The organism is Aeromonas sp. s10 (assembly GCF_040907975.1).
In the GTDB taxonomy this organism is placed as follows: domain Bacteria; phylum Pseudomonadota; class Gammaproteobacteria; order Enterobacterales; family Aeromonadaceae; genus Aeromonas; species Aeromonas caviae.
Genome location: NZ_JBFOCV010000017.1, coordinates 1 through 14,099 on the forward strand (window position 1 = coordinate 1; position 14,099 = coordinate 14,099).

Annotated in this window: 12 protein-coding genes, 1 tRNA gene and 1 riboswitch; of the genes, 11 read left to right on the forward strand and 2 right to left on the reverse strand. The window is 62.7% G+C overall.

What is annotated here, in order from left to right; all coding sequences use genetic code 11:
- Positions 1-10: 10 nt before the first annotated feature.
- The 7 genes from AB5Y59_RS04615 to cbl all read left to right on the forward strand — a co-directional run bounded on the left by AB5Y59_RS04615 (position 11) and on the right by cbl (position 6,271).
- Positions 11-87: transfer RNA gene (locus tag AB5Y59_RS04615), tRNA-Asp, on the forward strand.
- A gap of 405 nt (positions 88-492) precedes the next feature.
- The gene (locus AB5Y59_RS04620; RefSeq protein ID WP_042864432.1) at positions 493-1,494 is read left to right on the forward strand and encodes a sulfate ABC transporter substrate-binding protein; all 1,002 of its coding nucleotides are present in this window, start codon (positions 493-495) and stop codon (positions 1,492-1,494) included.
- A gap of 39 nt (positions 1,495-1,533) precedes the next feature.
- A complete protein-coding gene (locus AB5Y59_RS04625; RefSeq protein ID WP_010672824.1) occupies positions 1,534-2,109 on the forward strand; it encodes an alpha/beta hydrolase in 576 nt (191 codons plus the stop codon).
- 269 nt (positions 2,110-2,378) lie between these two features.
- Positions 2,379-3,218, forward strand: coding sequence for a sulfate ABC transporter permease subunit CysT (gene cysT / locus AB5Y59_RS04630; RefSeq protein ID WP_039039454.1), 840 nt, complete (start codon positions 2,379-2,381; stop codon positions 3,216-3,218).
- Positions 3,215-4,108 carry a sulfate ABC transporter permease subunit CysW gene (gene cysW, locus AB5Y59_RS04635; RefSeq protein WP_368211556.1) on the forward strand — a complete coding sequence of 298 codons (894 nt, stop codon included), beginning with the start codon at positions 3,215-3,217 and terminating at the stop codon, positions 4,106-4,108. The genes cysT and cysW overlap by 4 nt, the downstream gene beginning before the upstream one ends.
- A gap of 31 nt (positions 4,109-4,139) precedes the next feature.
- Positions 4,140-5,207 (forward strand): sulfate/molybdate ABC transporter ATP-binding protein, encoded by a 1,068-nt coding sequence (locus AB5Y59_RS04640; RefSeq protein WP_139736399.1) that lies wholly within the window; start codon positions 4,140-4,142, stop codon positions 5,205-5,207.
- 116 nt (positions 5,208-5,323) lie between these two features.
- Entirely contained in the window at positions 5,324-6,271 is a 948-nt protein-coding gene (gene cbl, locus AB5Y59_RS04645) for an HTH-type transcriptional regulator Cbl (RefSeq protein ID WP_368211557.1), read from the forward strand.
- A gap of 73 nt (positions 6,272-6,344) precedes the next feature.
- Here cbl and gbpA read toward each other — a convergent pair whose 3' ends face one another.
- Both gbpA and AB5Y59_RS04655 read right to left on the reverse strand, forming a co-directional pair.
- Positions 6,345-7,769: an N-acetylglucosamine-binding protein GbpA gene (gbpA, locus tag AB5Y59_RS04650; protein WP_368211558.1), complete on the reverse strand. Its 1,425-nt coding sequence runs from the start codon at positions 7,767-7,769 to the stop codon at positions 6,345-6,347.
- Positions 7,770-7,829: 60 nt separating this feature from the next.
- Positions 7,830-7,915, reverse strand: a riboswitch (cyclic di-GMP riboswitch).
- A 229-nt stretch (positions 7,916-8,144) separates the two neighbouring features.
- A complete protein-coding gene (locus AB5Y59_RS04655) occupies positions 8,145-9,824 on the reverse strand; it encodes a methyl-accepting chemotaxis protein (RefSeq protein WP_368211559.1) in 1,680 nt (559 codons plus the stop codon).
- Positions 9,825-10,119: 295 nt separating this feature from the next.
- Here AB5Y59_RS04655 and AB5Y59_RS04660 point away from each other — a divergent pair, with 295 nt between their 5' ends.
- From AB5Y59_RS04660 to AB5Y59_RS04675, 4 genes are all read left to right on the forward strand, one after another.
- Positions 10,120-11,970, forward strand: coding sequence for a M3 family metallopeptidase (locus AB5Y59_RS04660; protein WP_368211560.1), 1,851 nt, complete (start codon positions 10,120-10,122; stop codon positions 11,968-11,970).
- A gap of 398 nt (positions 11,971-12,368) precedes the next feature.
- Positions 12,369-12,845, forward strand: a complete 477-nt coding sequence (locus AB5Y59_RS04665; protein ID WP_029313677.1) for a murein L,D-transpeptidase family protein — start codon at positions 12,369-12,371, stop codon at positions 12,843-12,845.
- Between the two features lie 121 nt (positions 12,846-12,966).
- A complete protein-coding gene (locus AB5Y59_RS04670) occupies positions 12,967-13,680 on the forward strand; it encodes an AzlC family ABC transporter permease (protein ID WP_134997060.1) in 714 nt (237 codons plus the stop codon).
- Positions 13,681-13,682: 2 nt separating this feature from the next.
- Positions 13,683-14,018 carry an AzlD domain-containing protein gene (locus AB5Y59_RS04675; protein ID WP_010672834.1) on the forward strand — a complete coding sequence of 112 codons (336 nt, stop codon included), beginning with the start codon at positions 13,683-13,685 and terminating at the stop codon, positions 14,016-14,018.
- Positions 14,019-14,099 lie beyond the last annotated feature (81 nt).

Genomic DNA, 14,099 nt, shown 5'->3' on the forward strand with positions numbered 1-14,099 from the left:
AACCGAATGCGGAGCGGTAGTTCAGTCGGTTAGAATACCGGCCTGTCACGCCGGGGGTCGCGGGTTCGAGTCCCGTCCGCTCCGCCACTAAATTGGAAGGCCTTCCCTATCGGGAAGGCCTTTTTGCTTTCTGGCGTCTGGATAAGAGCTCTGGGAGCAAGAGGCAACCGACGGGTCTGCCGCCTGTTACTGACAACACGCCTCTTCCCCCCTGTGGTGCTTGCGTGCCTGGTATTGTCTCTTTGCCCAGGGCTTACCTTTCGCTCTGGTTTGCCTTTGTTCCTCCATCTTTTCCCAACCCGGCCAATCGGCCGGGCTTTGTCGTGTCTGGAGATGAGCATCGCAAGCACGCGAATACGCTCTGACCGAGAGTGCCAGAGGACCATCGGGAGCTCATATGCGGATAAGAGATAAGCAAAGCGCTTTTTCTTTCTTCATGGAATATGCATAAGCGGGCATGCTGTACTCAACCCAACGATATGGAGTATCACCATGAAACTGCGAATGACCGCTCTCACCGTTCTCTCCCTGCTGGCTCTCGGTCAGGTCCAAGCCGCCGAGGTGCGGCTGCTGAATGTCTCCTATGACCCGACGCGGGAGCTGTTCCAGGAGTACAACAGTGCCTTTGCCAAAGAGTGGAAGGCCAAAACCGGCGACGATGTGGTGGTGAGCCAGTCACACGGTGGCTCAGGCAAACAGGCTCGTGCCGTGGTGGACGGACTGGAGGCTGACGTGGTCTCCCTGGCGCTGGCCTATGACGTCGATGCGGTGGCCAAGGCAGGTCTCACCGCCAGCGACTGGGAAGGGCGTTTGGCCAACAATGCCTCTCCCTATACCTCCACCATCGTCTTCCTGGTGCGTAAGGGGAATCCCAAGCAGATCAAGGATTGGGGCGACCTGGTGCGCAAGGATGTCGCCATCATCACCCCCAACCCCAAGACCTCCGGCGGTGCGCGCTGGAATTATCTGGCTGCCTGGGGCTATGCCCTGAAGAAAAGCGGCACTGAAGAGGGCGCGAAACAGTTTGTCAGCGATCTGTTCAAGAATGTGAAGGTGCTGGACTCAGGGGCACGTGGCGCCACCACCAGCTTCATCGAACGCGGGCTCGGGGATGTGTTGCTGGCCTGGGAAAATGAAGCGTTGCTGGTGCTCAATCAGCCGGGCACCAGCGACAAGTTCGAACTGGTGGTGCCCTCGGTCTCCATCCTGGCCGAGCCGCCGGTAGCCGTGGTGGACAAGGTAGCCAAGAAGCATGGTACCGAGGCCGTCTCCAAGGCTTACCTCGAGTATCTCTACTCTGACGAAGGGCAGCGCATCATCGCCAAATACCACTATCGTCCGAGCAATCCGGCGATCCTGAAGGAGACAGCGGCCCAGTTCCCCAACCTGACGCTCTTTACTGTCAAGGATCTGGAAGGCGATTGGGACAAGGCACAGAAGAAGCACTTCGCCCAGGGCGGATCGTTTGACCAGATTTACCAACCGGGCCGCTAAGAGACGAAGGCCCCTGTGACAACAGATAGGAGTACCACGATGAACAAGATCCTTCTGGTTCCCGGTCTGCACAACAGTGGGCCGGATCACTGGCAGAGCCGCTGGCACCAGCAATTTCCCCAGTGGCAGAGAATGATGGGTCTGCCCTGGGACAAGCCGGATCTCACGGTCTGGAGCGCAAAGCTGGCGAGCAAGCTCAGGAGCCGGCGCAGCCGGGTCCACCTGGTCGCCCACTCCTTCGGCGCCCTGACGGCCATCGCTGCTGCCAGACTGCAACCAGACAAGGTCTCTTCCATCTTCATCGTTGCCCCTGCCGATCCTGCCCGTTTCGGTATCCCGGATGAGGTGTTGACGGGGTCCATCAAGGTCTCTGCCCAGTTGATCGCCAGCCGCAATGACCCCTGGATGAGTTTCGAGCGGGCAGAGTTCTGGAGCCGGCAGTGGCAGGTGCCGTTGTTTGATGCGGGGGAAGTGGGCCATATCAATGCCCAGTCCGGCCATGGGGAGTGGCACCAGGGGCTCGCTTTGCTCGGCACCCTATACCGCCGTGCCGAAATGGTGGTGGAGCCTGCTCCTGCCGAGTGGGGCAAGCAGGCCGCACTCAGTTTTCGATGAGGGACCCTCGGATTGTCTCGGCACGATTTCCAGACAGGCTGGCAACTTGGCCAGCGTGACTGACTTTGCATGTTCCCGGTTTTACCGCTCCGTCTTTTAGGTCTTTTATTTATATAAAAGACCTTTTTTTATGCTTATCGCTCTAAAAGCCTTGTTCCACCATTGTTAGATAAAAAAGTGCTTAGCAAAGGCATTATTGGTGTTTGTTGTCCCTGGCCGCCGTGAGCAAAATCGTCACATCCAAAGTATTTATAACAAACGGATGTGTTATGCGATTAAGTTCTTATTCCGTCCTGCCAGGCCTGGGGCCAACGCTGGGCTTCAGTCTGCTCTATCTGGGCATACTGGTGCTGCTGCCGCTCTCGGCACTGGTGCTGTTTGCGGTGAACAACCTGAGCGCCGCCGAGTTCTGGCAGGTGATCGGCTCCCCCCGGGTGCTCGCCTCCTTTCGCCTGAGCTTTGGCGCCGCCTTCATTGCCGCCCTGCTCAACAGTCTGTTCGGTCTGATACTGGCCTGGGTACTGGTGCGCTATACCTTCCCCGGCCGCAGACTGGTGGATGCGCTGATCGACCTGCCCTTTGCCATGCCGACTGCCGTCTCCGGCATCGCCCTGTGCGCCATCTTTGCCCCCAACGGCTGGATTGGCCAATGGGTCGCTCCGCTGGGCATCGAGCTTGCCTACAACCCCATAGGGGTGGTCATTGCCCTGACCTTTATCGGGCTGCCCTTTGTGGTGCGCACCCTGCAGCCGGTGCTGCGGGAAGCGGAGAGCGAGCAAGAGGAGGCGGCCGCGAGCCTGGGTGCCAACCGCTGGCAGACCTTCATCCGGGTACTGTGGCCGACCCTGGTACCTGCGCTGCTCACCGGTTTTGCCCTGGCGTTTGCTCGCGGCGTGGGGGAGTACGGCTCTGTCATCTTCATTGCCGGCAACCTCCCCATGGTGTCCGAGATTGCCCCCCTGATGATCATGAGTCACCTGGAGGAGTATGACTATGCCGGTGCATCGGCCATTGCGTCCGTCATGCTGCTCATTTCCTTTGTGCTGCTGTTGCTCATCAACAAGTTGCAAGCCTGGAGCTGGGCTCGCATCGGAGGAAGCCGTATATGAACGCCTCTACTGCACATCTCGATCAGGCCCAGGAGTCCGCTCCGGCCACCCCGGCGCGTCATCCCCCGGTGACCCATGAACCGGTCTGGGTCAAATGGCTGCTGGTCACCGTCGGTCTGGGCTGGTTTGCCGCCTTGCTGCTGTTGCCGCTGGCCACCGTCTTCATCCAGGCGCTGAGCCCGGGTCTGGCCTTCTTCTGGCACGCCATCAGCGAGCCGGATGCCCTGAGCGCCCTGGGGCTGACCGCCCTGGTGACGCTCTGCTCGGTGCCCCTGAACCTGCTGTTCGGGCTGGCTGCCGCCTGGGCCATCGCCCGGTTCCGCTTCCCTGGCCGGCAACTGCTTATCACCCTCATCGATCTGCCGTTCTCGGTCTCGCCGGTCATCGCGGGCTTGATGTTCGTGCTGCTGTTCGGCAGTCGCGGCTGGTTCGGCGAGTGGCTCAGCGAGCACGACATCAAGATCATTTTCGCTACCCCGGGGATCATCCTGGCGACCACCTTCATCACTGTGCCCTTCGTGGTACGCGAGCTGCTGCCCCAGATGGAGGCGCGGGGCCCGGAGGAAGAGGAGGCCGCCATCATGCTGGGGGCGAGCGGGTTGCAGATGTTCTGGCGGGTGACCCTGCCCGGCATTCGCTGGAGCCTGATGTATGGCCTGCTGCTCTGTACCGCCCGGGCGGTGGGGGAGTTTGGCGCTGTCTCCGTGGTTTCCGGCCACATTCGCGGCCAGACCAACACGCTGCCGCTGCACATCGAGATCCTTTACAACGAGTACCAGACCGGTGCCTCCTTCGCGGTGGCCAGCCTGCTGGCGCTGTTCGGGATCTTCACCCTGCTGGGGGAGACCCTGCTGGCCAGGCTGCGCGGCCAACCGACCCAGTCCCATTGATCCCGAATTAACGGTTATAGGAGAGGCATTCATGAGCATTCAGGTTCAAGGGCTCAACAAGCATTTCAATCAGTACGCGGCGCTGGCCGACATCAACCTCGATTTTCACGACGGTGAGCTGGTCGCCCTGCTCGGCCCCTCCGGCTGCGGCAAGACCACCTTGCTGCGGATCATCGCCGGGCTGGAGCAGGCGGACAGTGGCAGCGTCATCATCCGCGGCGAGGATGCCTCGGATCTCCATGTGCGCGAGCGCAACGTTGGCTTCGTGTTCCAGCACTACGCCCTGTTTCGCCACATGACGGTGTTCGAGAACGTGGCCTTTGGTCTGAGGGTCAAGCCGCGCAGCGAGCGCCCGGACGAGGCGGCCATCCGCACCCGGGTCAAGGAGCTGCTGGATCTGGTGCAGCTCAGCCACGTCGCGGCACGCTACCCGACCCAGCTCTCCGGTGGTCAGCGCCAGCGGGTCGCCCTGGCCCGGGCACTGGCGGTGCAGCCCAAGGTGCTGCTGCTGGACGAGCCTTTTGGCGCCCTTGATGCCCAGGTGCGCAAGGAGCTGCGCCGTTGGCTGCGTGAGCTTCACGACGAGCTGCATGTCACCAGTCTGTTCGTGACCCACGATCAGGAAGAGGCCCTGGAGGTGGCGGATCGGGTGGTGCTGATGAATGCCGGCAAGGTAGAGCAGATTGGCACCCCTGCCGAAGTGTATGATCAGCCCGCCAGTGCCTTCGTGCACAGCTTCCTTGGCAGCGTGAACCTGTTTCGTGGCAGGGTGGCCGGGCAGGGGTTCGGCATCGGTGAACAGCAACTGGGTGGCCCCATCCCCTCCCATCTGGCAGAAGGGAGTGCGGCCATTGCCTATGTGCGCCCCCACGAGCTGGAGATCCTGCCCTCGGATGCCCCCGGTGGCATTCGAGCCACCATTACCCGCCTGCTGCCCATGGGGCCGCGCATCCGGGTGGAACTGCGTGGCGATGGGGAGACGGGAGGCGCCCACTACGAGGCCGAACTGAGCAAGGAGGCCGCCCGGGCCTTGGCCCCCGGCCAGGGGGTGCGTCTGGTGGCCAGGCAGGCACAGCTCTATCCCGACTACCAGATCTGAGGGCAAGCCGCGAGGTGCGGCCCTCTGTCAGGCTTGCTGCCGGGCTATGATCCCGGCAATCCATAACAAGAGGACGGTGGCACGAGCCACCGCCACTCAGCGCAGGAGGCGATGAGGTGAACTTTCAGCAATTGCGAATCATTCGGGAGGCGGCACGGCGGGATTACAACCTGACCGACGTGGCCAATGCCCTCTTTACTTCCCAGTCCGGCGTCAGCCGCCACATTCGCGAGTTGGAGGAGGAGCTGGGGCTCGCCCTCTTCATTCGCTATGGCAAGCGTCTGCTCGGCATGACCGAGCCGGGCAAGGAGTTGCTGGTGATCGCCGAGCGTATCCTGGGGGATGCCGACAACATCCGCAAACTGGCGAGCACCTTTGCCAATCGCGACTCGGGCCGGCTGCTCATCGCGACCACTCATACCCAGGCCCGTTATGCCCTGCCGAGGGTAGTGAAGGCGTTTCGGGAGCAATTTCCCCTGGTACAGCTGGAGCTGCGTCAGGGGAGCCCGGAGGAGATAGTGCGGCTGGTGCAGACCGGCGAGGTGGACATCGGCATCAGCAGCGAGCAGCTCGACAAGAGCGAAGGGGTGGTGGCCTTTCCCTACTACCGCTGGCACCACAATATCGTCGTGCCGGAGCAGCACCCCCTCACCGCCGAGCGGGAGCTGACCCTGGCCGCTCTGGCCCGCTGGCCCATCGTCACCTATCAGGCCGGCCTCACCGGTCGGGCACGGGTGGATGATGCCTTTGCCGAGGCGGGCATAGTGCCGCAGATCCTGCTGACCGCCCAGGACTCAGACGTCATCAAGACCTATGTCGAGCTGGAGATGGGGGTGGGCATACTGGCGGACATGGCGTTCGATTCCCAGCGGGACAAGGGACTGGTGCAGCTAGACGGCAGTCGGTTGTTTGCGCCGCACACCGCCTGGATCGGCCTCAAGCAGGGGCAGTTCCAGCACAACTTTGCCTGGCAGTTCATCCAGCTCTGCAACCCCGAGCTGGCGCTGGCGGAGATCCAGGCCCGCGCCATGAGCAACGAGCCCCTGCTCGATTACCAGATTTGAACCGAGGGGTGGATGAAAAACGGGGAGCCATGGGCTCCCCGTTTTGTTGATGGTGTCATGTCGTGCCTGCGGCTCAGTTCACCTGGATCCAGGCATCCTGCCAATTGGTACCTACCCCGGGTTCATACTGGGTGGCCGTGCTCGCCCACTGGCTGCACCAGCCGCTGTAGGGGAAGGGTTTGCACTGATAGACCTTGCCGTTTTTCGGCTGCAGCACCCGGGTTCCGGCGGTGTAGGACTTAAGGCCGTCCGGGAAAGTGAACTGGTAATCGCCCCCGCTTGCCGGATCCTTGAACATGAGGTCCAGGGTCTGCTGCACCGCGTCACCACCGGCCTTGGGTTTGCCCTCGATCACCAGCTGATGGTGGCCTGCACTCAAGCCGGTCAGCGCCATGGAGAAACTCTGGCTGCCGTCCTTGATGTCGGCACTGCTCTGCCCTCTGGCGACACCGCCGTGGTCATAGAGGGTGTTGGTGATGGCGAGATCCCCCTGGGCCGTGACGGTGAACATCAGGGTGAGCTTGCCGTTGTCGAGCGTGTAGTCGCTCGCCAGACCGCTCACGCTGATCCCGTTCTCCACCGGGGGCTGCTGTTGCTCAAGCTGGATCTCGACCCGTTGCAGGTTGCTGCCAGCCTTGAGGTAGACCGGGTTCTGGCCATAGACGGGGTTGAACTGGCCGTCCGTGCCTTGCTGGCCCGCACGGATCTGGCTCTGATCGGCGTTGATCTTGCTCGCCAGGGCGTGGGCCCAGTTGTTCTTCTGGCCCTGCTCGGTGCTGGCGATGGTCAGCTCGGTCTGGAGATCGGTGCGCTCGCCATTGGCATCGAACACCCGGGTTCTGGCTTTGTCACCCGCCACCAGGTCGATGGAGGGATAGATGGTCCCTCCCTGGCTCCAGGTCAGCGGTGGCTGGGTGCCATCCTTGAACCGGGCGTCGATCAGGTTGTAGAAGCTGTTGGCGGTATCCCCTACCTCCCACACCCCGAGAATGACCTGATAACCGGTACGCGGGGGCAGGGTGCACTGATGGGTCACCTGTTTGGGGGGTTGCACCATGTTGCCATCGATGACGCAGAAGGGATTGAGATCGAACGCATCCCGGGTGAGGGGCTGGTTCGGGTTCCAGTCCTGCTTGGTGAGGTAGTAGCGCCAGTTGCGGGTCACGTGGTTGGCAGTGAAGGTCCAGCTGATGGCGAAGGGACCGGCCTGCACCTCACGCTTGGTCCAGCGATCGAGGGTCTGGGTGTTGAGCTCGCCGAATTGGGGGTGACCGGCCGAGGCTATCTGGCCGTCGGCGGGGCCGCCATCGGGGAAGCCGGAGGGGGCTTCCAGGCTCTGGGGTTCCCACTGGATGGCGCCACACTGGCTGTTGCCCCCTGTCTTGCACAGGTAGTTGCGCCCTTCGGGCTGGCTGATGTAGCCGTGAGCGAGTACGCCGCCACTGGCCAGCAGCGCCAGCGCTGCCGCGAGATGGGTGAGTCGGATATTTGCTGCCATACATTCCTCTGTTCGGTGATGTGGGCAGTCACGTTGGCAGGGGAGTTCCCCGAAACACGGTGCTGCAACCCCGCTATCCTGGACAGCTTGTCTTTGGACCGGAGGCTTTGCGTCCTGGCCTTTCAACCAGTTTGCCAAATGACTACAGAAAGGATCATGGTGCCGCCTGTGGCGACCACTCATCATGACTATATTTTGTTAAAAAATTAAGTGTAAAAATTGACAGTGCCATCTCATCGGAGCAGCGCATCAGCGGCAGATCACTCCATCGGGATCTGCGCGCTGGTTCAGTGCGAGAGGGTGGCCCGGGAGAGGCTCCCGTGGCCATGACAGGAAGGGAGCCCCTGCAAGCCTGGCAGGGGCTCATGGGGCCACTCAGTGGCGGGGTTGCATGCCTGCTCGGGAAGAGGACACCTGGGTCGGTCGCATCATCCTGTCCTGGGCTTGGGCGTTGTCGAGCTTGAACACCGCCAGTCGCTCGTCGAGGCTTCGGGAGAGACCGGCCAGCAGTTCGCTCTCCTGGGCCAACTGGGAGGCCGCCTGGGACATCTCTAGCGCCGAGTCGTTGATGCCGCTGACGTTGCGGTTCATGTCTTCCGCCACCATGCTCTGCTGCTCCGCCGCCGTGGCGATCTGGGTCGCCATGTCACTCACGTGCTGGATGTGATTGACGATGAGGGAGAGATCCTGTCCCGCCTTCTCGGACTGGTTGACGCTGCTCTCCGCCAGCTTGCGGCTGGCGTCCATGGCGTTGGCGGCGGTGACAGCCCGTTGCTGCAACTGGGTGATGGTACTCTGGATCTCCTCGGTGGAGTGGCGGGTGCGACTGGCCAGCTGGCGCACCTCGTCGGCCACCACGGCGAAGCCACGGCCCTGCTCGCCGGCCCGGGCCGCCTCGATGGCGGCGTTGAGGGCCAGCAGGTTGGTCTGCTCCGAGATGGCGCTGATGACCGCCGTCACCTCGCTTATCTGCATCACTCCCTCCTTGAGCTGGTTGACCTGCGAGGTGGCCTGATCCACCTCGGTGGCCAGCGCCTGGATGCCGTGCACGCTGGCATGGACATCCTGGTTGCCGAGCCCGGCCTCGCTGGTGGCATCCTGGGTGTCGCGGGCCGTATTCTCGGCGTGACCCGCCACGTCGGCGATGGTGGCGCTCATCTCGTTCATGGCGGTGGCGAGCTGGGCGAGCTGATCCCGCTGACTGTTGACCGCCTGGTTGGTCTGTTCGGCGGAGGCGGCGATGCGCAGGGCGGCATCCGCCACGTTGCGGGCCCCCTGGCTCGCCTCCAGCAGGGCGCGGCGGATGGCATCCAGCCCCTGGTTGGTGGAGCTGGCGACGGCGCCGAGCTCATCCCTGCCCAGCACCGGGATGCTGACCACCAGATCGCCAGCTGCGACCCGGGCCATGGCCTTGTTGATCTCGGCCAGGGGATTGACGATGGAGCGGCTGATGGCGAGTCCCAGCAGCCCCATCAACAGGATCACCAGCAAGGTGGCGCCACCCATCCACTCATATTGCGACCACATGGTGGCCTCAATGTCCTGCAACAACACACCGGAGCCCAGAATCCAGCCCCAGGGCTGGTAGCCCGTCACCAGCGACATCTTCTGGGCCGCCTCGCCGGACGGGTAGACCCACTGATACTCCAGCCTGCCCTGGTGGCCGCCCTTGCCGAGATCCACCATGTGCTGCCAGTGGGACTCGGCAGGGTTGTTGCCCATCTGCTGGCCGACCAGCTCGGGTTTGGCGGGATGCACCACCACCCGACGATCTTCATCCAACACGAACAGGTAGTTGTCCCCGTCAAAGCGCATGCTGTCGAGCATGGCCTTGGCCTGTGCCTTGGCCTGCTCCGGGGGGAGGGTGGCGGCCAGGGCCTGGATCCGGCTCATGGCCAGGTCCAGCACCGCCTGCAGCCTGGCTTCCCGTTCACTCATCAGATTGCGGTGCAGGGCACTGGCCGAGATGAGCAGCAGTGCGATGAAGCCGACCAGGGCCAGTGAGAGCAGCAGCATCAGCTTGCGACTCACGGCAATATCACCGAGCTTGAACATAGTCTTATCCTTACTTTCCCATGCGGGTCTGATTGTGGCCGTTCTAGCGGCCGGACCTGATTGTTGTTGTTTTTAACATGCCATTAACTTTCAATGGGTTGCGATGAAAAACAGCCAATTGAGCAGTTTGACAACCAGTATAGCCAGCAGACAGAAACCCTCGCTTTTGATAGCGTGATGGCGCGCATCCCGGCGCACAATTTGTCTGCTCCATTTGCAAGAAGTGTGAATGGGTTGGCATTTCACCAAAAAGGAGTGGGCGCCCCCGTGGTTGCCCCATAACAAGAGGGAAGTTATGAGTTCCATTGCCAGGAATTATCTCAACCAGCTCAATGCCGATTACCTGCAGGTGCACAGACGCAAGGAGGACCTGTTCTGGTCCACCTACATGGGCACCAGCGACGATCAGGCAGGCTTCACCGCGGCCGAACAGGCCTACAAGGCGTTCTGTGCCGATCCTGCCCGCCTGCCCGTGCTGCGGGAGATGCATGCCCAGGCCGAAGAGGCGGATCTCAGGCGCGGCCTGGGGGGCTGGATCGCCTTCTTCGAGTGCAACGTCATCGAAGATCCCGGTGCCTCCGCCCTGATGGACGAGCTGGTGGTCGCCGAGGCGGATCTCTTCGCCCGTCGCAAGGGGTTGAAGCTGACCTTGCTGGACGAGCAGGGCCGCCAGGAGCCCGGCAGTCTGCCCGCCGCCAGCACAGCGCTGGCCGCAAGTCGCGACGAGGCGGTGCGCCAGAGCGCGCTCGCCATGTTCCAGACCCTGGAGCAGTGGGTGGTCGACAACGGCTATCTGGCCATCGTCGCGCTGCGCAACCGCTTCGCCCGTGCCATGGGCTATCGCGACTACTTCGACTACAAGGTGCACAAGAACGAGCAGATGAGCCCGGAGCAGCTGTTTGCCATTCTTGACGACTTCATCGCCCGCACCGATGCCCGCTTGCACCAGAGTCTGGCGGAGCTGAAAGCGGCCAAGGGGGAAGCAGCCCTGCTGCCCCACAACCTGCGCTACAGCGTGAGCGGTGACGTGACCCGCCAGCTCGACCCTTACGTGCCCTTCTCCCGGGCGCTGAAGGATTGGGTCGAGAGCTTCCGCCGGCTCGGCATCCAGTACCGCGGTGCCACCCTCACCCTGGATCTGCTGACCCGGGAGGGAAAATACGAGAACGGCTTCTGTCACGGCCCGGTGCCGAGCTTCTGGCAGGATGGGGAGTGGGTGCCGGCGGTGGTCAATTTCACCAGCCTGGCCAATCCGGCCCAGGTGGGCAGCGGCTGGAGTGGGCTCAACACCCTGTTCCACGAGGGAGGCCACGCGGCGCACTTTGCCAACGTCACCGGCAACGCGCCCTGCTTCTCCCAGGAGTTTCCGCCCACCTCCATGGCCTATGCCGAGACCCAGTCCATGTTCTGCGACAGCCTGCTGGACGACGCGGACTGGCTCAAGCGCTACGCCAGAAACGCGGCGGGAGAACCCATCCCCGATGCGCTTATCCAGGCCATGATTGAAGCGCGCCAGCCATTTCGCGCCTTCAACGAGCGCCAGATCGCGCTGGTGGCCTACTTCGAGCGGGATCTCTACGCCATGGCAGATAGCGAGCGCACCCCGGCCGCCGTGCTGGCCCTGGCCCGCAAGTGGGAGCGCAAGATCCTGGGGGTGGAGAGCCCGCGCCCGCTGCTGGCCATCCCGCACCTTCTGAACCAGGAGTCGGCCTGCGCCTATCACGGCTATCTGCTGGCACTGATGGCGGTGGAGCAGACCCGCGCCTATTTCCTGAGGCGCGACGGCTACCTCACCGACAACCCGCGCATCGGGCCGGATCTGGCCGCCCACTATTGGGGACCGGGCAACGGCATGACCCACGACGAGACACTGCAGAGCCTCACCGGCGAGGGTTTCAGTGCGGTGCCGCTGGCAGAGGCGTGCAACCGGAGTGCCGCCGAGGCGTGGCAACAGGCGCAAGCATGCATGGCGGCGGCGCGGCAGCGCCCACCGGCAGGGGAGGGGACGCCCCTCGACGCCCATATCCGGGTGGTACACGGGGCCGAGCTCATCGCCGACAACAGCGAGTCCGAGGCGCGCATGCTGGCAGAGTTCGAGGCCTGGATCCGGCGCCTTGAGACCGCTGAACCAGTGACCCTGGCCTGAGCCCTGTGTCGCACCATGAAAAGAGCCCCATCAGGGGCTCTTTTTTGTGGGTTGAGATGACCTGACCCCATGGCGCCAGCCTTGGATTGGCTGGTGGACAGGCTCAAGTGTCCTTGACGGCGCTGCCCGCTGGTTTTTCTTCCTGCGCCATCTTCCTGGCCTTGACGATCAGCGCTGAGGCGCCCGGTTGCGGGCAAGAGGCGACGCCCTGCCCTTAGCAGGGTGTCTGCATGGCGGGTTGACGGCCATTTCCCCCTGCTGGCCACAGATATGTTTCTCCCGATATATTGAGTATTCACGGCGATCCCATATCATGGCGCTCGCTCGCCACCAGAGGGTGGCGGCATTCAGATGATTTGCTAACAAGAGAGCCCAGAAGGCTCGCAGAGGGATGGATAGTGAGAGCCGTATTGCTGTGTTTGCTGGGGCTGTGGCCCGCGTTGAGTTTTGCCACTCTGTCCGCCGATATGGTGGTGGTGAAGAAGTCGAGTTACAGCCTGACCCTGATGAAGGATGGCAAGGAAGTGAAGCGCTACTGGATTGCCCTGGGCCCGGCTCCCAAGGGACACAAGCAGCGTGAAGGGGATCAGCGTACCCCGGAAGGTCGCTATACCCTGGACTACAAGAAGAGCAACTCCGGTTTCTACAAGGCCATTCACATCAACTACCCGAATCTGGACGACATCAAGCGCGCCAACGAGCTGGGTGTGAACCCGGGCGGCATGATCATGATCCACGGCCAGCGCAACAGCCTGGGGGATCGCAGGGTGCAGCCGTCCAACTGGACCAATGGCTGCATCGCGGTGCTGAACCACGAGATGGACGAGATCTGGAACGCCATCGAGCCCGGCACCCCCATCATCATCGAGCCCTGATCCTGTCTGCCAACGCCCGCTCTCATGCGGGCGTTGCATTTGTCGCAGACCATGACGTGACACTGCCTCCTGCGCCGTGCTAGTTTTTCCGGTTCGCATTGGCTGTGACAAGGATGATCCCATGATGTCGGAAACCCGCCCCCCTGTGCCCGAGCGCACGGGGGCGCTCTGGTGGCGTGCCACCCTGGATATGCTCCCGCTCTCCATTTCCGTCATCCCCTGGGGAATACTGTGTGGCGCCCTGGCGCTTCAGGCGGGTATGAGCCCGCTCCAGGCACAGCTGATGTCGCTGCTGGTCTATGCGGGGGCGGCCCAGCTCTCGGCCACCACCTTGTTCGGGGCGGGGACGCCGCTGCTGCCCATCATGGGCTCCACCATGGTGATCACCTCCCAGCATCTGCTCTATGGCTTCACCTTCCGGCGCGACGTGCTGCCCCTCTCCCTGCGCTGGCGGGCCAGCCTCGCCTTCTTCCTGACCGACGAGATGTTTGCGGTGGCGCTGAAAGAGAGGGAGCGCAGCGGCGCCTTCAATCCCGCCTATGCGCTCATCGCGGGCTTTGTCTTCTATCTGTTCTGGAACATGGCGACCCTGCTCGGCATCGCCGCCGGCCAGTACATTGACGGGCTGGACAAGATGGGGCTCGACTTTGCCATTGCCGCCACCTTTATCGCCATGACGCTCCCCGCCATGAAGAACCTGCCCATGGTGGCGGCCACTCTGGTGAGCGGCGGGACGGCACTCGTCACCAAGCCGCTGCTGGCGGAGATCCACATCATCGTCTCGGCCCTGGCCGGCATGGTGGTGGGCTATGTATTGCACCGGATGAGGAGGTGATCATGGGCTGGCTGATGATAGGGCTGCTGGCCCTGATCACTTTCTTCAACCGTTTTGCCTTCTTCTCGCGGTTGACCCGCTATCAGCCGGGGGCCGAGATGGGGGCTTTCCTCAGCTTCTCGGCCCAGTCTGTGCTGACCGCCATCTGGCTGCCCATCGTCTTCAGCTATGAGCCCGGCCACGGGCTGGACTGGGATCCGGACTACCTGGCCGCCACCCTGCTGGTGACGGTGCTGACCCTGCTGCGCCTGCCTACCCTGGTGGTGGTCGTCGTCGGCATGGGGGGCTTCTTCCTGCTGCGCTGGCTGGGGGGCGTGGCCCTGTTCTGGCCCTGGTGAAGGGCGTGCCGTGATCCGGCATGGCGGATGTCTTGATGGGATATCCGCCCTGTTGGGAATGTCACTTCAAAAAAGACCTCT

Excerpts from the sequence above, each read along its gene's own strand:
- AB5Y59_RS04620 (WP_042864432.1), top strand. The coding sequence starts at position 493 with ATGAAACTGCGAATGACCGCTCTCACCGTTCTCTCCCTGCTGGCTCTC.
- AB5Y59_RS04625 (WP_010672824.1), top strand. The coding sequence starts at position 1,534 with ATGAACAAGATCCTTCTGGTTCCCGGTCTGCACAACAGTGGGCCGGAT.
- cysT (WP_039039454.1), top strand. The coding sequence starts at position 2,379 with ATGCGATTAAGTTCTTATTCCGTCCTGCCAGGCCTGGGGCCAACGCTG.
- cysW (WP_368211556.1), top strand. The coding sequence starts at position 3,215 with ATGAACGCCTCTACTGCACATCTCGATCAGGCCCAGGAGTCCGCTCCG.
- AB5Y59_RS04640 (WP_139736399.1), top strand. The coding sequence starts at position 4,140 with ATGAGCATTCAGGTTCAAGGGCTCAACAAGCATTTCAATCAGTACGCG.
- gbpA (WP_368211558.1), bottom strand. The coding sequence starts at position 7,769 with ATGGCAGCAAATATCCGACTCACCCATCTCGCGGCAGCGCTGGCGCTG.
- AB5Y59_RS04655 (WP_368211559.1), bottom strand. The coding sequence starts at position 9,824 with ATGTTCAAGCTCGGTGATATTGCCGTGAGTCGCAAGCTGATGCTGCTG.
- AB5Y59_RS04660 (WP_368211560.1), top strand. The coding sequence starts at position 10,120 with ATGAGTTCCATTGCCAGGAATTATCTCAACCAGCTCAATGCCGATTAC.
- AB5Y59_RS04670 (WP_134997060.1), top strand. The coding sequence starts at position 12,967 with ATGATGTCGGAAACCCGCCCCCCTGTGCCCGAGCGCACGGGGGCGCTC.
- AB5Y59_RS04675 (WP_010672834.1), top strand. The coding sequence starts at position 13,683 with ATGGGCTGGCTGATGATAGGGCTGCTGGCCCTGATCACTTTCTTCAAC.